This window comes from Mycobacterium sp. (assembly GCF_035499775.1).
In the GTDB taxonomy this organism is placed as follows: Bacteria; Actinomycetota; Actinomycetes; order Mycobacteriales; family Mycobacteriaceae; genus Mycobacterium.
Genome location: NZ_DATJYB010000140.1, coordinates 1 through 18,456 on the forward strand (window position 1 = coordinate 1; position 18,456 = coordinate 18,456).

Annotated in this window: 16 protein-coding genes; 7 read left to right on the forward strand and 9 right to left on the reverse strand. The window is 68.9% G+C overall.

Annotated elements, in window-relative coordinates; translation table 11 throughout:
• The 6 genes from VML93_RS09580 to VML93_RS09605 form a co-directional block, all read left to right on the forward strand.
• On the forward strand, positions 1 to 636 hold a 636-nt coding region (locus tag VML93_RS09580; protein WP_325609996.1), incomplete at its 5' end, for a YidC/Oxa1 family membrane protein insertase.
• A gap of 41 nt (positions 637 to 677) precedes the next feature.
• Positions 678 to 1,283, forward strand: coding sequence for a protein jag (locus VML93_RS09585; protein ID WP_325609998.1), 606 nt, complete (start codon positions 678 to 680; stop codon positions 1,281 to 1,283).
• 50 nt (positions 1,284 to 1,333) lie between these two features.
• Positions 1,334 to 2,062: a 16S rRNA (guanine(527)-N(7))-methyltransferase RsmG gene (rsmG, locus tag VML93_RS09590; protein WP_325610000.1), complete on the forward strand. Its 729-nt coding sequence runs from the start codon at positions 1,334 to 1,336 to the stop codon at positions 2,060 to 2,062.
• Positions 1,957 to 3,048 carry a ParA family protein gene (locus VML93_RS09595; RefSeq protein WP_325610002.1) on the forward strand — a complete coding sequence of 364 codons (1,092 nt, stop codon included), beginning with the start codon at positions 1,957 to 1,959 and terminating at the stop codon, positions 3,046 to 3,048. Before rsmG ends, VML93_RS09595 begins: the two co-directional genes overlap by 106 nt.
• Positions 3,045 to 4,037 (forward strand): ParB/RepB/Spo0J family partition protein, encoded by a 993-nt coding sequence (locus tag VML93_RS09600; protein WP_325610004.1) that lies wholly within the window; start codon positions 3,045 to 3,047, stop codon positions 4,035 to 4,037. Before VML93_RS09595 ends, VML93_RS09600 begins: the two co-directional genes overlap by 4 nt.
• A gap of 304 nt (positions 4,038 to 4,341) precedes the next feature.
• Positions 4,342 to 5,085 (forward strand): acetyltransferase, encoded by a 744-nt coding sequence (locus VML93_RS09605; protein WP_325610006.1) that lies wholly within the window; start codon positions 4,342 to 4,344, stop codon positions 5,083 to 5,085.
• Here VML93_RS09605 and VML93_RS09610 read toward each other — a convergent pair.
• The 8 genes from VML93_RS09610 to VML93_RS09645 all read right to left on the reverse strand — a co-directional run bounded on the left by VML93_RS09610 (position 5,082) and on the right by VML93_RS09645 (position 16,270).
• Positions 5,082 to 6,302, reverse strand: a complete 1,221-nt coding sequence (locus tag VML93_RS09610) for an N-acetylmuramoyl-L-alanine amidase (protein WP_325610008.1) — start codon at positions 6,300 to 6,302, stop codon at positions 5,082 to 5,084. The genes VML93_RS09605 and VML93_RS09610 overlap by 4 nt on opposite strands.
• Positions 6,303 to 6,445: 143 nt before the next feature.
• Entirely contained in the window at positions 6,446 to 6,799 is a 354-nt protein-coding gene (gene trxA / locus VML93_RS09615) for a thioredoxin (RefSeq protein ID WP_325610010.1), read from the reverse strand.
• Positions 6,796 to 7,797, reverse strand: a complete 1,002-nt coding sequence (gene trxB, locus VML93_RS09620) for a thioredoxin-disulfide reductase (RefSeq protein ID WP_325610011.1) — start codon at positions 7,795 to 7,797, stop codon at positions 6,796 to 6,798. The genes trxA and trxB overlap by 4 nt, the downstream gene beginning before the upstream one ends.
• 206 nt (positions 7,798 to 8,003) lie before the next feature.
• On the reverse strand, positions 8,004 to 8,786 hold the full coding sequence (locus VML93_RS09625) for a hypothetical protein (protein WP_325610013.1): 783 nt from the start codon (positions 8,784 to 8,786) through the stop codon (positions 8,004 to 8,006).
• Between the two features lie 44 nt (positions 8,787 to 8,830).
• Entirely contained in the window at positions 8,831 to 9,424 is a 594-nt protein-coding gene (gene sigM, locus VML93_RS09630; protein ID WP_325610015.1) for an RNA polymerase sigma factor SigM, read from the reverse strand.
• 44 nt (positions 9,425 to 9,468) lie between these two features.
• Entirely contained in the window at positions 9,469 to 12,969 is a 3,501-nt protein-coding gene (locus tag VML93_RS09635) for a lipid II flippase MurJ (protein ID WP_414686318.1), read from the reverse strand.
• A gap of 173 nt (positions 12,970 to 13,142) precedes the next feature.
• The gene (locus tag VML93_RS09640) at positions 13,143 to 15,539 is read right to left on the reverse strand and encodes a hypothetical protein (protein ID WP_325610019.1); all 2,397 of its coding nucleotides are present in this window, start codon (positions 15,537 to 15,539) and stop codon (positions 13,143 to 13,145) included.
• Positions 15,536 to 16,270 (reverse strand): NUDIX hydrolase, encoded by a 735-nt coding sequence (locus tag VML93_RS09645; RefSeq protein ID WP_325610021.1) that lies wholly within the window; start codon positions 16,268 to 16,270, stop codon positions 15,536 to 15,538. The genes VML93_RS09640 and VML93_RS09645 overlap by 4 nt, the downstream gene beginning before the upstream one ends.
• 168 nt (positions 16,271 to 16,438) lie before the next feature.
• Between VML93_RS09645 and VML93_RS09650 the strand changes: the two genes are divergently transcribed.
• On the forward strand, positions 16,439 to 17,893 hold the full coding sequence (locus VML93_RS09650; protein ID WP_325610023.1) for a CCA tRNA nucleotidyltransferase: 1,455 nt from the start codon (positions 16,439 to 16,441) through the stop codon (positions 17,891 to 17,893).
• Between the two features lie 2 nt (positions 17,894 to 17,895).
• Here the strand turns inward: VML93_RS09650 and VML93_RS09655 are convergent.
• Positions 17,896 to 18,456 (reverse strand): sensor domain-containing protein (locus VML93_RS09655; RefSeq protein ID WP_325610025.1); only part of this gene is annotated, 561 nt, incomplete at its 5' end.

Here is an 18,456-nt window from a genome sequence, read left to right on the forward strand (position 1 = left end):
AACCTGTGGGGCGCCCCGATCGGGGCCTTTATGACGCAACGAGCCGGGCTGGACGCGTTCACCCATTTCAGCCGTCCCGCGGTGATCGCCGTGGGAGCCCCGGTGATGATCCTGGCCGGCATTGCGACCTACTTCAACAGCCGCGCGTCGGTGGCCCGGCAGAGCCCGGAGGCGGCGGCCAACCCGCAGACCGCGATGATGAACAAACTCGCGCTGTACGTGTTTCCGCTCGGCGTGGTCGTCGGTGGTCCGTTTCTTCCGCTGGCGATCATCCTGTACTGGTTCTCGAACAACATCTGGACGTTCGGCCAGCAGCACTACGTGTTCGGCATGATCGAAAAAGAGGACGAGGCGAAAAAGCAGGAAGCCATTGCGCGCCGGGCGGCCAACGCGCCGGCGCCGGGCGCCAAGCCGAAACGGCCGACCAAGACGTCATCGGCCGGCAGTGGCGGATCACCGACGGTTGCCGACGAGACCTCGGCACTGGACGAGGAGACCACGAGCCCTGACGGCGAGGCGGCCGAAGCGGACGCGACGAGCGCCGAACCAACCAAGCCCAGCCCAACCGGGCGAAACACCAGCCCACCCAATCGCACGCCGCGGCCCGGTGTGCGACCGAAGAAGCGTAGACGCTGACCGGGCTGACAAAGACAGACGAAGAGAGGCGAGGGAGAGTCATGACGGATGCCGACACCACCGAGCGCGAGGTTGATACCGAACCACCGATCGAGGACGCCGCGGTAGCGGAGACCGATAAAAACCAAGACAACGAAGACGACCAAGACAATCAGGACGACCAAGCGGGGGAACCCGACGACCTGGAGGAGCGCTTGGTCGCGGAGGGCGAGATCGCCGGCGACTACCTCGAAGAGTTGTTGGACCTGCTCGACTTCGACGGCGATATCGACCTCGACGTCGAGGGCAACCGCGCGGTCGTCAGCATCGACGGCAGCGACGACTTGAACAAGTTGGTCGGCCGCGGCGGCGAGGTGCTCGACGCGCTACAGGAACTGACCCGGTTGGCGGTGCACCAGAAGACCGGCGTGCGTAGCCGGCTGATGCTCGACATTGCGAGCTGGCGACGCCGGCGCCGCGATGAATTGGCGGCGCTGGGCGACAAGGTGGCACGGCGGGTGCTGGACACCGGCGAGCGCGAGGAGCTGTCACCGATGACGCCCTTCGAACGAAAGATCGTGCACGACGCCGTTGCGGCAGTCAGCGGAGTGCGAAGCGAGAGCGAGGGCGTCGAGCCGTCGCGCCGGGTCGTCGTTCTGCGCGACTGAGGGCACCGAGTTACACCCGTGTAGTTAGGACGCCCCCGAAGAATAGAGGAATGTTTCACGTGAAACATGGCGGCCCTGGGGAGCGGGCAGCGGCGACCGCAACGGCCGGCGCCGCGCCCGATGCGGCGGCAGCGGTCTTCGGGGCGGGACTGGACACCGCGCAGCGTTACGCCGACATACTGGCGAGCGACGGACTGGAACGCGGGCTCCTCGGGCCGCACGAAGTCGACCGGCTGTGGGAGCGGCATCTGCTCAATAGCGCCGCGATCGGCGAGCTGCTTCAGCCGGGTGATCGGGTGGTGGACATCGGCAGCGGCGCCGGGTTGCCGGGTGTGCCGTTGGCGATCGCACGCCCGGACGTGAAGATGGTTCTGCTGGAACCGCTGCTGCGGCGAAGCGAGTTTCTTCGCGAGGTGGTGACCGAACTCGGACTGCCCATCGAGGTGGTACGTGGTCGTGCCGAAGAGCGTGGAGTGCGCGACCGGATCGGGGGACGGGACGTCGCCGTGTCCCGAGCGGTGGCGGCGTTGGACAAGCTGACGAAGTGGAGTATGGCGTTGCTACGACCGGAGGGGCGGATGCTCGCGATCAAAGGGGAGCGTGCGCGCGACGAAGTCCAGGAGCACCGGCGTGTGATGGAGGCGGCGGGCGCCGTTGATGTCAGGGTGGTCTCATGTGGCGTGAACTATTTGGTGCCGCCCGCAACCGTGGTGTCAGCGCGACGCGGGAACCAGCCGCGGCCCGGGCCGGCACGAACGGCGGGCAGGCGATCTCGATGAGTTCTCCATACGTGGAAACCGTGCCGCCACGCGAAGAGGTCCATGAAGCGGCGCCCCCCGCGCAGGGACCGGCAGCGACCGATGTTTCACGTGAAACATCGAGCGAGGCCGACACACCGATCGGCGCCGCCGCCGAGCGCGCCATGCGGGTGCTGCACACCGCTCACGAACCATTGCCGCGGCCACAACACCGGCGGCTGTTCACCATCGCGAACCAGAAGGGCGGCGTGGGCAAGACCACGACCGCGGTCAACCTGGCCGCCGCCCTCGCCGTGCAGGGACTCAAGACGCTCGTCGTCGACCTCGATCCCCAGGGCAACGCGAGCACGGCCCTCGGCATCACCGACCGCCAATCGGGCACGCCGTCCTCCTACGAGGTGCTCCTCGGCGAGGTCTCATTGCAGGCCGCACTCCGACACAGCCCGCACAGTGAGCGACTGTTCTGCGTCCCGGCGACGATCGATCTGGCGGGTGCCGAGATCGAGTTGGTCAGCATGGTCGCGCGCGAAAATCGATTGCGCACCGCGCTGGCCGAGCTCAACAACTTCGACTTCGACTACGTCTTCGTCGACTGCCCGCCGTCGCTCGGACTGCTGACGATCAACGCGCTCGTCGCCGCGCCGGAGGTGATGATCCCCATCCAGTGTGAGTACTACGCCCTGGAAGGCGTGTCCCAACTCATGCGCAACATCGAGATGGTGAAGGCTCACCTCAACCCGCAACTCGAAGTGACCACCGTCATCCTCACCATGTACGACGGCCGCACGAAGCTCGCCGACCAGGTGGCCGCGGAGGTGCGCCGGTACTTCGGAAGCAAGGTGTTGCGCACCGTGATCCCGCGCAGCGTCAAGGTCTCCGAGGCCCCGGGCTACAGCATGACGATCATCGATTACGATCCCGGTTCGCGGGGGGCGATGAGCTATCTCGACGCAAGCCGGGAACTCGCCGAGCGCGATCGACCACCATCCGCGAAGGGACGACCATGACGCAGCCGTCACGCAGGAAAGGCGGCCTCGGCCGGGGCCTGGCTTCGCTGATCCCCACCGGGCCCACCGACGCCGACGGCCGGCCGACGCTCGGCCCGCGGCTGGGGTCGGCGGCCGCCGATGTGGTGATCGGGGGACCGGTGCCGGACGGCGCGGCGATGGGCGCGGTGTACCGGGAGATCGCGCCGGCCGACATCGAGCCCAACCCCCGCCAGCCGCGGCAGGTCTTCGACGACGAGTCGCTGGCCGAGCTGGTGCATTCCATCCGCGAGTTCGGCCTCCTGCAACCGATCGTGGTGCGAGCAGTCAGCGGATCCCAGAGCGGCGCGCGCTACCAGATCGTGATGGGGGAGCGGCGCTGGCGTGCCGCCCAGGAGGCGGGCCTGGCCGCCATCCCGGCCATCGTGCGCGAGACGGGCGACGACAACCTGCTGCGCGACGCCCTGTTGGAGAACATCCACCGGGTGCAGCTGAACCCGTTGGAAGAGGCGGCGGCTTACCAGCAGCTGCTGGACGAGTTCGGGGTCACCCACGACGAACTGGCTTCCCGCATCGGTCGGTCGCGCCCGTTGATCACCAACATGATCCGGTTGCTCAAACTGCCCATCCCGGTGCAGCGCCGGGTGGCCGCGGGTGTGCTGTCGGCCGGTCACGCGCGGGCGGTGCTGTCGCTGGAGGCGGGCCCCGAAGCGCAGGAGGAACTCGCCAGCCGGATCATCGCGGAGGGCCTGTCGGTGCGGGCCACCGAGGAAGCGGTCACCCTGGCCAACCACGAGGCCAGCCGCAGCGACGCGCACAAGCCGGCGCCGCCGCGGCGCAAGCCGATTCAGATGCCGGGCCTTCAAGACGTTGCTGAGCGACTGTCGAATGCCTTCGACACTCGCGTGACAGTCACCCTCGGCAAACGCAAGGGGAAGATTGTCGTGGAGTTCGCATCGGTGGACGATCTGCAGCGCATCATCGACATGATGACCGCGACCAAGGGCTGAACGGGCAGGATCCGTCATACCGTGTAATTACGTCACTGTGACACCGTGCCGGTTCCGCAACGTGCCAGAAGCGGGCCAGGCACCGCAATCTGAGGGAGACCCGGTGTGCGTCAAGCCATTTCGGCGCACGGTAGACGGCGCGTTGATTCCTCGGCGAAGTACGAGGATGCCGCGGGCGGGGGAGCCCAAGTGGTGGGGATAAAACTGGCCCGATGCCGACAAACTCTCCTATCCTGGAGGGGTTGCCGGTGCACCGTAGCCCGGGGCAGCTGGGCTGTAGTACCGCACTGAAGCCAGGAGACTAGTGTCTGCGCGAATCACACCGCTGCGGCTCGAAGCCTTCGAGCAGCTTCCGAAGCACGCACGCCGCTGCGTCTTCTGGGAGGTCGACCCAGCGACCCTCGGTAACCACGACCACCTCGCCGATCCCGAATTCGAGAAAGAGGCGTGGTTGTCGATGGTGATGCTGGAATGGGGTTCGTGCGGTCAGGTCGCGACGGTGGTTCCGGACGAGCGCAGCCACGCCGAGCCGGCGTGCTTGGGGTATGTGCTCTACGCCCCGCCGGGGGCGGTACCGCGCGCGCAGCGCTTTCCCACCGGGCCGGTGTCCGCCGATGCCGTGTTGCTCACGTCGATGGGGGTAGAGGCCGGGCAGGCCGCCGACGATCTGCCGCACAGCCTGATCGCCCGGGTGATCGACGAGTTGGTCCGCCGCGGGGTGCGGGCGCTCGAGGCCTTCGGCCGCACGGCGGCGGCTTCCGAGTTGCAGGACCCGCGCGCGGTCGGGCGCGATGTCCAGCCGGTACTGGAGGCGCTTGGCGATTGTTCGGTGGACCACTGCATCATCGACGCAGAGTTCCTACAGGACGTGGGTTTCACCGTCGTTGCGCCGCACCAGTATTTTCCCCGGCTGCGCCTCGAGCTGGACAAGGGCCTGGGCTGGAAAGCCGAAGTCGAGGCCGCCCTGGAGCGGTTGCTGGCGAATGCTCAACTGCAACAACCGGTCGGGGCCGGGTCTACGGCTACCAGCTGTCGTGCAGACGATTAGGATCCGGCGATTCGACTGGCCCGTTCCACGGCCAGTTCGTGCGCCAACAATTCGGCGAAAGTGAATGTGCCAGTAGGGCGATCGTTCTTGCCCAACAAGTACAGGCGCTTGACCGCGGCGAGCATACCTTCGGCGATGGCATCGCGGGTCTGCGTGGAGACCAGCCGCCCGCGATCGCCGGGGTTGGTGATGTAGCCGATGTCGACCTGAACGGTCGGCATCCGGGTCAGTCTCAGCAGATCCCACGTCCGACCATGCGTACGGCAATCACGTAAACCGGTGCGGGCCACCACTTCTCGTTGAATGAAGTCAGCGAGGTTGCGACCGATGGTGGATACCGACCCGTGCGAGTTGCCGAAGTGGAACGACGCCACGCCGTTGGCCGCGGCGCTGCTCTGGGATTCGCAGCGCAGGCTGATCATCAAATCGGCGCCGACGTTGTTGGCCGTCGCCGCGCGTTCGGCGTCCGACGGACTGCGATCGGCCGCCCGGGACCGGAACGTGTCCATGCCGATAGCGGCCATCCGGCCCTCCAGCCGACTCGCCAAGTCCCACAGCACATCTGCTTCGCTGATGGGTCCGTTCGGCCCCTGTGTAATCAGGCCGTAGTCGGTGCCGCCGCGGCCCGGATCGATAATGATCCGCTTACCAGACAGTTTCGGGCCGGACCGGCGTACCAGCTCTTCCTCGCGGATGGCATGCGGCGAACCGCCGCTGACCCGCGAACTCAGAAAGTACAACGAGCGCAACGTTTCCGGGCCACAGATGCCGTCGGCGGCGAGCCCGTACTCACGCTGGTAGGACATCAGTGCATTGTGGGTCTGCAACCCGAAATGCCCGTCCACCAAGCCGGTGTAGAAACCCAGGTCCTGCAGCCGGGCTTGCAGCGTGGCGACGTCGTCGCCGTAGAGCGGCGCCCCGAATTGGTGATACAGCGTGCGGGCGCCGAGCCGGTACGACGCCTCTTTCAGCGCCCGGTAGGTGGCCTCGCCGACAACGCCGTCCACCAGCAGTCCCCGATGCTGCTGGAAGGCGCGGACCGCCTGGTCGAGGTCGGCGTCGAACACATCGAGCGCTACATGCTTGCCGGTGGTCAGATCCTCGTCGGGGTCGTCCAGCATTCCCAGTGCGGCGAGCGCAGCCCGGATTTCGGTGACAGCGGCGCCACGGTCACCAGAGCGCAGCGCGTCGCCGGCTTCGCGGCGCGGACTCGACATACCAAGGGCCCTCCGGGACTACCTGACATCGCATGACATCACTGACGTATGCACGAACAGTTAGCCGGTATTGTCGCAGATCCTCGCTGATTTTCGGAAAACCCCAGGCTAACCGAGCGTGTGGTGCGGCGAACTAGTGCGGTCTAACCCAGCCCGGGAACCGCGTCGGAAAGCTCACGCAGCAACGCCGCCTTACCCTTTGCGCCGACGATCCGTTTCACCGGCTGGCCGTCCTTGAACAAAATCAATGTGGGGATCGACACAACCTGAAAGTCGCGCGCCGTGTCCGGGTTGGCGTCCACGTCGAGCTTGGCGACGGTGAGCTGGGCTCCCTGCTCGGCCGCGATCTCTTCGAGGACTGGCGCCACCATCTTGCACGGCCCACACCAGGTCGCCCAAAAATCAACCAGCACAGGCTTATTGCTGGACAACACGTCGGTTGAGAAAGACGCGTCGGATACTTCTACTGTGGCCCCGGCATTTTCGGATGCGGTCATCGTGGTGCTCCAATCAATGTGTCGGTACTGCCGGCTGTTTCGCCGCCGGCCGAGTCTTCGTGTTCGGCGAGCCAACGCTCGGCGTCGATGGCGGCAGCACAGCCACTGCCCGCAGCGGTGACCGCCTGCCGGTAGGTCCGGTCCACCAGGTCGCCGGCGGCGAACACGCCGTCCAGCGTGGTGCTGGTGGTGCGTCCCTGCACCAGTACATAGCCGTCCGAATCGACGTCGATTGCGTCGCGCACCAGCGCCGACCGCGGCTCGTGGCCGATCGCGACGAAGACGCCGGTCACCGGCAGGGTGGTCTCCTTGCCGCTGCGCGTGTCGCGGACCCGCAATCCGGTCACCGTGGTGTCGCCCTCGACCGCGACCACGGCCTGGTTGGTGAGGAACTTGATCTTCTCGTTGCTGCGGGCCCGGTTGAGCATGATCTTGGATGCCCGGAACTCGTCGCGGCGGTGCACCAGCGTGACGCTGCGGGCGAACCGGGTCAGGAAGGTGGCCTCCTCCATCGCCGAGTCACCGCCGCCGATGACGGCGATGTCCTGGTCGCGGAAGAAGAACCCGTCGCAGGTGGCACACGAGCTGACGCCGCGGCCCAGCAGTTCCTGCTCGCCGGGAACCTGCAGGTAGCGCGCCGCGGCGCCCATCGCCAGGATGACGGCCCGGGCGCGGTAGGTCTCGCCGTCGGCGGTGACGACGGACTTGACCGGTCCGTCCAGCGACACCGACTCGACGTCTTCCATCCGCAGGTCCGCGCCGAACCGCAGCGCCTGCTCGCGCATCTCGTCCATCAACTCCGGACCGGTGATGCCGTCGCGAAAGCCGGGGTAGTTCTCCACCTCGGTGGTGGTCATCAGCGCGCCGCCGAACGAAGTGCCCTCGAAAACCAGCGGTGCCAACTGGGCGCGCGCGGCGTAGAGCGCCGCGGTGTATCCGGCAGGGCCCGAACCGATAACGATTACTTCGTGGACGGTGGCATCAACAGAAGCGGTCATGCGAGCCTTTCAGGGTCGTGAGGCGAAGCTCAAGTCTTCGAACGCCAGCCTAGGCGTGGGTGTTCCCGCACCCGGAGTGCACCACGCCACAGGCCGCTAGTCCGATGGCGGCGACCCGCTGCGCCCGGCTGCGCCGCGCTGGCGATCGCCGCTAGTCCGATGGCGGCGACCCGCTGCGCCCGGCTGCGCCGCGCTGGCGATCGCCGCTAGGCGCGCGGGACCTGAGTGCTGGCCATCAGCCCGGTATCGACCGCGCTGCAATTCAGGGCCACCGCAAAGACCGCCAGGTCGTTGGGCGTGTCGCCGGGCAGCACCAGCAGCACGGCGGGCCGCGAATTGACCTCCACCGGCTGCGCGCCCAGCACCGAGGTGGACGCCGGATAGCCGAGGCCGCGCAGGCAGGATGCGCGCCGGGGCGGGTCTTCCAGCGCGCCGTGCGCGCCGTAATCGGGACTGCGGCCCAGCAGGTCGAGGATCTGCGCAGTCGAGAGCGGGATATTGGCCGATCCCGCCGCCGGGGGCAAAGACGTCTCCGGCACCGTGATGTGCTCGGCGGTGGCGGGTGTGCTCGGCGCCGGCGGGGGAGCGTTGAGCAGCGCCGCGGTCCCCAGCCCGACAGCGGCGACGAGCGCACACAGACCTGCGATGACCGCGATCAGCCGGGCGCGGGGCAGCGCGGGCCGGGCCGAGTGGGCCGCACCCGTTGACCGCAGCGCAGTGGAGATACTGCCGACAACGGCGGCGGGAGGTTCCGGCTCATCGGATATAGGTGCAGCGTCGGCGCCCGCGGCGGCAAGGTCGCTGCGTACCTGGTTCAAGGCGCGCAGGACGGCTTCGGCCTCGGGGTCTGCGCGGATACGCCTCCGTACCCGAGCGGCGGTTTCGTCGTCCAGCAGACCGGCCTGCAGGTCGGCCACAAGGTCGACGGTCAGCGGCGGGCCGGCGTCGCCTGCACCGGGCCGCGCCGGATCCTTGTCGGGTTCACCCATCCGCCCCAGTGTCCGTCATGCACAGTTCGCGGCTATGCACAGGGCTAGCGGGCTTCGGGTGCGACTCCGAGATTGCTGACGCCGGAGACGCCGGCATTGAGGTAGCCGAGCAGCTCGGCGAGCCGGGCGCGGGCGCGGGAACACCGGCTCTTGACGGTGCCCTCGGCGACGCCCAGCAGCCGGGCGGTGTCGGCGATCGAGTAGCCGTGCATGTCGACGGCCACCACCGCGGCGCGCTGCTCGACGGGCAGCCGCATCAGGGCCCGATGCACCAGAATCGCGGTCTCGACCTGAGGCGTCCGGTCGGGCACCGGATAGATGTCCTGCAGCGGGCTGGTCGGGTGCGCCTTGGCGCGCCGTAGCCGGTCCAGGCAGGCGTTGACCACGATGCGGTGCAGCCAACTGCGGACGGCGGCGTCATGCCGGAAGGCACCGGCGCCGCGGTGCGCGGACAGCATGGCGTCCTGCAGCGCGTCTTCGGCGTCTTCGGGGGAGCGGCTGGTGAGCTGCGCGAGCCGGTGCAGCTGCCGTTTGTGGCGGTGGAACAACTCGTCGAAGGCGTAGCGATCGCCGGCGACGTGGGCGGCCAGCAGCTCGGCATCGGTGCGGTCCCGCTTGATGTTTCGCCGGAAGCCCACGGCCCGGACAGTAGCCAATCGGCAGCGCCGCGGCACTTCACCGGTCAGGACGCGGCTTGGACCGTGATTTCGGAGATGCTGGCCTGGCTCTTGCCGCTGATGGTTCCCAGCGTGGAGATCCACACCAGCAGATTCGATGTCGGGGCGGAGGACTTGACCGAGATGGTGTTGCGGCCGGGCTTGAGCAGCGTGGCGGGGGTCAGCAGCGTGGTGTTCTCGAGTTTCGACGGGCTAGGTGTGGCCGACGAGCGGATTTCGACCTTGGTCCCGGTGCTGGCGATGTCGATGGTGACCGTGCCGACGACAGTGGGCTTGGGCAGCTGCAGCATCAACCCGACGCCGCTCTTGAAGCCGGGGAACGGGGCCGAATCGGTGTAGATGTCGGTTTCCCACGAGGTGCTCGGGTCGCCGTCGATGGCGTTACCCGCGGTGCCGGGTGAGTCGGCGTCGCCGCCCGGGGAGAAGACCGTCGCCCGGGTGGGTTTGACGGTGGTGCCGGCGGGCGCAGTACTGGCCGGCGCCGCCGCGGTCGACGACGTCTGCGTGTTCAGGCCGAGCTGGTCCCTGTTCAGGCCGCCGCCGACGTTGTCGAAGATCTTGCTGACCACGGACGCGATCACCAGCAGGACCGCCACGATGACGACCAAGCCCGCGACGATGCCGATCAGCACGTTGCGGCGCCGATGCCCGAACGGCCCGACGTTGCGTGTCACCAGCGGAGAGCGGGCGACCTTGCGCGGCGGTTCGTCGATGGGGTCGGGATCGTCGATCGGAGCGAGTATCTCGGTGCGGTCGGCCACTGCGGTCGCCTGCTGCAGCAGGTTCAAAAGCGTTGAGGCGCTGCGTATTCCGCCTTCCTCCTGAACGGAACGGACCGCCACAGCGGAGATCTGGAACGGAATGTTGCGGTCCACGACGGTGGGTTCGATCGGGTTGCCGGACGCGTCGCGCTTGGCCGGAGCCAACCCGCTGCGCACCCCCGACTCGCGCAGCGGCCACCGGTTGACCAGCAGGGCGTACAGCGCGGCGCCGATTCCGCGGATGTCGTTCTGCGGGTTGGCGTCGGGCATGGTCGCCGGGAACGCCAGCACGACGTCGCCGTCGATGCTGACGCGCACCCGGGCGGGATGGTCGATCGACAGCGCGACGCCGGCACGGTGGGCCGCCGCCGCGGCGGCGGCCAGCGACTGCATGGCCCGGACGGCGCCGAGGGGCGACGGCGCGGTGTCGGCGACCTCCTGCAACGAGCCGCCGCGAATCCACTCCGAGACCACCAGGCCGCCGTGACCGGTGTGCACGACGTCCAGCACCCGGGCCACCCCGGGCGTGTCGATCCGGCTCAGCCGCAGCGTGCGGGCCAGGATCTCCTGCAGCACCTCGGCGGGCAACGCGCCGTCCGGATCGACAAAGGTCAGCGCCACCAGCCGGTCCAGGGCGGTGTCCATCGCCTGCCAGAACTGCAGCGGAGGAGCGCCGCCGTGGAACACCAGCAGCCGGTAGCGGCCGCCGGCGATGCGGGCGCCCGGAACCAGATGGACATCGTCGGGCGACGCGGCCGATTCGGGCCCCCGTTCGCGGGGCGCGTCGAAGGGTTGCGGCGAACGGGCCGAGTCGGCCGCGAAATCCCCGTTCTGGTCGGACGGGCGCGCCGCAGACTTGGGGCCGGGCTCGGGATCGCGGGGAATGTCGGGTTGAAAGTCGTCGGCGACCGGCCGCGCCAGGTCATGGCCGCGGGTGGAGTTGGATGAGTCGGATGAGGTGCTCTCCAATGGGCGGTCAGTCACCTCCGGTCCTTTCGCTATCCGGGCCTGGGCTCCCCGCTCCGGAGGTCTGCGCCGGATCGCCTCGTGGCCCGCTTTCTGGCCTGCAGTGGCTCCCGGCGGGGTCGAATTCCTCTGCTCAGGGTACGTGACCGAGCCACGCCGAGACGATTTAACCGGTGCGGGCACCTTTTGCGGGCCCGCGCGCCCACCGATCCGGCGCCGGATCGCACCCAGCGCCGCGCGCGCCTCGGGGACCTGGCCGCGAAGCATCACCGCGGCGGTGATCGGCAGCATGATCGCCGCCAGCACCACCAGTCGCAGCAGCGAACCTGCACCACCGAAGTGGCCGGTCAGCGCGGCCAGCTTCAGCAGCCGGTCGGCCAGGTGGGCAGTCAGCCCGGCGAGCAACGACGCCGCCGTCGTCACCAGGACGGTGCGCGCCTCGCCTAGGCCGATCAGGTGGCCGCCGGACGGCAGCAGCGAGCGCTTCAGCAGGAAGTGGCCGATGATCGCGCCGGCCAGAAACCCCAGGCCGTTGGCCAGCCCGAGGTATCCGGCGACCAGTTTGGGGTCGCTGGTGACGTGCGGGGCCAGCACCGAGCCGACGATCTTGACGCTGGTGATGACCAGGATGATCACGATCGGCGTCCAGGGCTGTTCGCGGGCGTAGAACACCCGCAGCTGCAACAGCACCAATGCGTAGGGGATCAACGTGAACGCGGACAGCGAGATCGCGGCGCCCAGGTAGCCGGCGTCGACGCCGCCGAAATGACCGTAGGCGAACAGTGCGCTACCCATCGCGGGCCCGCCGACGGTCATGAACGCCACGATCGGAATCAGCGTGACCATGGTCAGCCGGGTGGCCAGCGAGAAGTCCGCGAGCACGGCCCGGGTGTCGTTGGCGGCGGCGTTGCGGCTCAGCCGCGGCATCACCACGGTCAGCACCGTGACCCCGATGATGCCGAACGGCAGCATCAACACCAGCCAGGTGTAGTTGTAGATCGCGGGCCCGGAAGCGGCTGCGGTGCTGGCGATCTGGTTGCCGATCAGGTAGCCGAGCTGGCTGATCAGCACGTAGAGCACCATCGCGGCGGCCATCGCACCGAACCGCTTGAGCCGCTTGTCGATTCCCCACAGCGGGCGCAGGCTGATGTGCTGGCGCTTGATCGCTATCAGCAGCACCGCGTTCTGCGCGATCACCCCGATGGTGGTGCCGAGCGCCAGCACCAGCAGCTTGGTATTGCCCATATTCACCGGGTCTACCGAAAGCTCGCCCGGCACCAGCAAATACGCCACCAGCGTCGCGATCGCGACGACGTTGTTGACCACGGGTGCCCACGCGGGCGGCCCAAACACGTTGCGGGTGTTTAGGATTGCCATGAACACCGACGACAGGCCGTAGAACAGCACCTGCGGCAGCAGCAGGTAGGCGAACGCTGTGGTCAGCGGCTCGTTCACCTGCGGGACGCGGCCCAGCATCAGCCGCACCAGCAGCGGCGCGGCCAGCACCGACAGCGCGGTGGCGATCAGCAGCAGGCTGGTGGTCAAGGTGACCAGGCGGCGCACGAACGCGGCCCCGCCGTCGGGGTCCTCCTGCTCGGCGCGCGCCAGCACCGGCACGAAGATCGCGGTGAACGTGGCCTCCAGCACCAGCGCCGCGACCATGCTCGGCAGTTGGTTGGCCACCGAGAAGGCGCTGGACAACGCGGCGCCCAGGATCGCGGCCAGCAGCACGATCCGGGCGAACCCGGTGATCCGGCTGATCAGCGTCGCGAAGGCCATCGGCCACGACCGCGATACCAGCGCGGCGTCGGACAGTTCAGGCCGCCGGGCGGTCGGCTCCGGCGCGGGCGAGCTCTGTGGCGGCGGGATCCGGGCGGGAACCTTGGCCGGTGCTTTTCGTGGTTGGGGTCGCTGCGGCGGCGGCGGCCGCTGGGGCCGCCGGGGCGCGGGTTTCATACCCGGTGCTCTTCATCGACGCGACGGTCCACCCGACGGTCGATCCGGCGCGGCAAGCCGGCGTCTCGGGGATCGGGTCGGTCCAGGTCGGCGCGGTCCGGCTGGCCGCGGAATCGGTGCCACAGCCGGCGTCCGGCCAGTGTCACCAGCACCGCCGCCGCGGTCAGCGTGATCGCGAACAGCACCTTGCCGTAGGCGTTGGAGTGCACCGACAACCGCACCGGCTCACCGAGCCGCATGCCGTCCGGCGTGTGTAGTGAAACGTCGATGGCGACGCGCTGGGTGAAGCGCACTTCGATCGGCACGCGCAGCGGCAGGTACCCGGGTGGCAGCTCGATCTGGCCGACATCGCCGACGCTCATGCCCGGCGGCGTGTCGACCTGCAGTCGCACCCGGATGGGCACGGCGAGGCCGTTGTGCAGCGCCAGCGGGAGCGGACTGTGTTCGGTGGCCAGGGTGTAGGAGCCGCCGGGGTTGACGATCGTCACCGCGCCGAACAGGTCGTTGATCGTGTTACCTACGACCGCCAGCCGCTGCTGAGCCAGCCCGTTGCGGGTATCGGGCGATTCGGATTGGCTCAGCGCGCGCAGCATGTCCTCGCGCAGTGGCGCGGTGTACTGGACGCCGGTCAGCCCGGTGCGCTCGTCGGTGGTCAGCGCCGAGGTCAGTCCCCACAGCCGGCCGACCTGGCCGGAGATCTGGCCGGTCACGTCGTCGCCGAACCGGCCCCGCATCGTGGCGTAGGCGCCCGGTGATTCCGGCGGCCCGGGTTGGCCCTGCGCGGTCAGGGCGTCGGCGATGCTCGCGGTGAGCGGTCTCGGCACCGCCAGGCCGGACCGGATGGTGGTGGCCAGCGCGGTCAGGATCAGCTGCGCGTCGTCGGCCTGCAGATTCCACGTCGCCGGCGGCACCAGCAGCTGGGTGCGTGGCGTGGCGTCGTGCTGCAGGCTGCGCCAGAACATCGAGCCCAGGGCGTCCTGGCGGCGGGCGGTGGCCGAGTCGTGTGTGATGCGCACTGACAACGAGGTGTCCAGGTAGGTGGGGGCGATGGGGCTGTTGCCCGCGGCGGCCAGCGCGGCGCCGACGGCCGGGTCGAACGGCGCCAGCACCACCTGCGAGGTCAATCGCCGGGGTACGGTGTCGGCCGCTTGGGAGCCCCCGTCTTGAGTGGAGAAGTCGGCCGCCGCGATCGCGACCGTGCTGTTGTTGGCACTGAGCAGGTCCACGGCGCGGTGGGTCAACGGACCGTCGGGTAGCACGGTGACCCCGCGGGTCGAGGTGACGTCCAGGATGCGGTCGACGATGTCGCCGGGGATGTTGGTGGCGATCGCGCTCAGTCCCCTGTCGTTGACACGTTGCAGGGCGTCCAGGTCGGCTTGGGCGTAGGGGAGCGACGTCACGCAGGTGCGGTGGGCCAGCGCACGCAACCGGTTGAGCCACGTGGTCGCGGCGGCTTGGCCGGTGCCCGGATGGGTGGGGGTGCCCGGTTGTTGAGCCGCGTTGTCGGTGCCGTTGGACACCACGTAGCCCGCGGTCATCGCATTGACGGTGACCAGCAGATCGGGGTCGACGGCCAGACACATCGCCCGACCGACGGCGCCGTCGGGGTCGACGTCGTGGCTGGTGGCGACCTCGGCCGCGGACAGCAGGATGTCCAGCCGGCCGCCGGTGGCCAGTGAGGTGGCCAGGTCGTCGTCGATGAGCCGGACCGGAATGGTTCCGCCGGGTGCGCCGGGGGCCAGTCGGGGCCGGTCGGCCAGCGGCCACAGCATGGTGATCCACACCGGCTTGGAGGTGTCGGGGGCAATGGCGTTATTGGCCCCGCCCACGTCGTCGGCCTTATCCGGTGGCACGCCGACCACGGGCAGCAGGAACCTGGCGTTGTCGAGCCGGGCCGGTGCGCCGTAGTCGGGTGTTCCGTTGGCGTTGACCAGCAACGGGAAGACGCCGGGCTGATCGATGCCCAAAGACGGTTTGGTCAGCGAGCGCAGCGGCGCGGTAAGGGTGAAGCCCGCTTCTTGGCCGCGCTGTAATTCAGGAGCGATCGTGACGAAATCCGCGGCCGGCTGGTACTGGTCGGTGCCGCCGTCGAGGGTGGTGCGCAGACCCGCTGACGACGAGACGGCCGCCGCGTGTTCCAGCCGGACCATGACGTCGTGGACCGGGCGGTCGCCGATGTTGGTGACCATTCCGGTGACCGTGACGATGGGGTCACTGGTGGTGGTGACCACGTCCGGGGTCACCTGATCGATGCGGACGTGGATGAACGGCGTCTCGCTGGGCTCTCCCGCCGCCGCGCGCGGCGCGTCGAGAACAACCCCAAGACCGGCGACTATGCCGATGACCGCGGCGAGGCGCAACAAACCGGCGCACCAGGTTCGAGGCGCGATCACGGCACCGGCCCGCGACCGTTCTTCGGGCCCCCCGCACGTTCATCGGAATGGCGGGTGCGCGAATGCGTCTGCGGCCGGCGCCGCGGCGAGCTGGGCGGCAGCGGCGGAAGCGCGGCTGGGCCGTCGCTCTGCAGCTTGTCGATCAGTTCGTCGGCAACCTCGGCCAGCCGGCGTTCGTCGGCGTAGGCCAGTCGCGCGGGCAGCTCCCGCATCGGCACCCAGGCCACCTCGGCCACCTCGAGGTCCTCGTCGGACAGCTCGCCCCCGGAGAACCTCATTAAGTAGTGATGCACGGTCTTGTGCACGCGGCGGCCGTCGGTGACGAACCAGTAGTCGATGCGCCCCAGCGCGGCCAGCACACTGCCGCGGATACCCGTTTCCTCGGCGACCTCACGAATCGCGGTCTGCTCGGCGGTCTCGCCCATCTCGATGTGGCCCTTGGGCAGCGACCACAGCATCCGTCCGCGCCGGTCGACGCGGCCGATCAGGGCCGCTACCTGCGCTTCCCGGGGCCCGTCGATACCGTCGATGACCAACCCTCCGGCGGATGTTTCGTGCACGGTACGCAGCCGCTCCGGCGCGCGGCGCGGTGAACGAGACCGCCGTGGTTTCGTCGTCGCTGCGTCACCGGTCGGCTGGTTGTCCACGTGATTCTGGGCCGAAGCGGCAGCACCGCGACCGCGGCGCCGGCCTCGGCGGCGACGTGGTTTTGCCTGTTCGCCGTCCGACATCTCAAGCGATAGTAACTGCCACAGGCTGGTCTTCCGGACATACTCGCCGGTTGTCCGATGGGCGACGCGCGGCGCGAGGGTGCGCAATTGTCCGGTGACACGCCGTCACCCGCGTACATTCGCGGTCGCTCGCGCGGCGGTAGCGGCCCCACATTAGGCTGATCGAACGTGTCCGAAGCCGTCCAGGATGCCGACCTGCTGACCAAAGCCGCGGTCGCGCTGAACAAGCACGCTCCCGTCCTGCGCGAGCTGGGCTCGGCGTTCGACGCCGCGGGCCACGAGCTGTTCCTGGTCGGCGGTTCGGTGCGCGACGCCGTGCTGGGCCGGCTGAACTCCCCGGACCTGGACTTCACCACCGACGCCCGGCCCGATCAGGTGCAACAGGCCGTGCGGGGGTGGGCCGACGCGATATGGGACACCGGAATCGAATACGGCACCGTCGGCGTCGGCAAGGACGGCTACCGCCTCGAGATCACCACCTTCCGCGCCGACCGCTACGACCAGGTGTCCCGCAATCCCGAGGTGCGCTTCGGCGACCGCCTCGACGACGACCTGGTGCGCCGGGACTTCACGGTGAACGCGATGGCGGTGCGCACCACGAGCGGCGGGCCGGGCGAGTTCCTCGATCCGCTCGGCGGGCTGACGGCGCTGCGCGCCCGGGTGCTGGACACCCCGGCCTCACCCGAGCTGTCGTTCGGCGACGACCCGTTGCGGATGCTGCGCGCCGCCCGGTTCGTGTCGCAACTGGGCTTCACCGTGGCCCCGCGGGTGCGGGCGGCGATCGAAGAGACGGCGCCGCAACTGTCCAGGGTCAGTGCGGAACGCGTGGCCGCCGAGCTGGACAAGCTGCTGCTGGGCGACGACCCGGTCGCCGGCATCGACCTGCTGGTGCAGACCGGCATGGGTGAGGTGGTGGTGCCCGAGGTCGGCGGCATGCGGATGGCCATCGACGAACACCACCAGCACAAGGACGTCTACCAGCATTCGCTGACGGTGCTGCGCCAGGCGATCGGCCTGGAGGACGGGGACCCGGATCTGGTGCTGCGCTGGGCGGCGCTGCTGCACGACATCGGCAAGCCCGCGACGCGGCGGCACGAGCCCGACGGCGGCGTGAGCTTCCACCACCACGAGGTGGTCGGCGCCAAGATGGCCCGCAAGCGGATGCGCGGATTGAAGTACTCCAAACAGATGATCGACGACGTCTCGCAGCTGGTGTATCTGCACCTGCGGTTCCACGGCTACGGCGACGGCAAGTGGACCGACTCGGCGGTGCGCCGCTACGTCACCGACGCCGGGCCGCTGCTGCCGCGGCTCCACAAGCTGGTACGCGCCGACTGCACAACCCGCAACAAGCGCCGCGCGGCCCGGCTGCAGGCCGCCTACGACAAGCTGGAGACCCGGATCGCCGAACTGGCCGCCCAGGAGGACCTGGACCGGGTGCGCCCCGACCTGGACGGCAACGAAATCATGCGGCTGCTCGACATCCCGGCGGGCCCGCTGGTCGGGGAGGCGTGGCGATTTCTCAAGGAACTACGGCTGGACCGCGGGCCGATGTCGAACGAGGAGGCCACCGCGGAGCTGCTGGCCTGGTGGCAAGCGCGGGGGAGCAGCCAGGACCGCTAGTGCTAGTGCGGAACCTTCGCGGCGATGGCGTTGAGGATGTCGGCAGCCTGATTGTCGGCCTGGATGCGGCAGGCCAAGACGTCGATGACCACGTTGCTTCGCGCGCCCAGGGCGCGCTGGCATACGGCGAAGCGGTGCTCTTCGGCGAAGTGCGTCATCGACAGCGTGCCGCCGGTATTAGTCAACTTGCCGAAAGTCCAGTGCGCCACCTGCGACCCGCCCAAGCCGGCCTGGGGGATCGTTTGTCCGGCGCAGCCGGACCACTGTGCCGCCTGATCGGTGACCAGCCGGTGGGCGGCGTCGGCGGTCGACAGCGCGATGACTGCTTGGGTGACGCTGACGCTGCCGCTGGTGAAGTTGGTCAGGATTTGGTACCGGACCGCGGCCGGCCCGGCGCTGTGGTACGTCGACGTCAGCGCCGGCTGGAACGCGCTCAGGCACTGCTTGTCGGCCAAGCCGCTGGAATCCTCGATCAGCGAGTCGCCCGATTGGGGGGTCGAGATGTCCGGGACGGCCATGATGGCGGCGATCTGGTCGGGGGGCAGCAACAGGCCCGGCAGTGT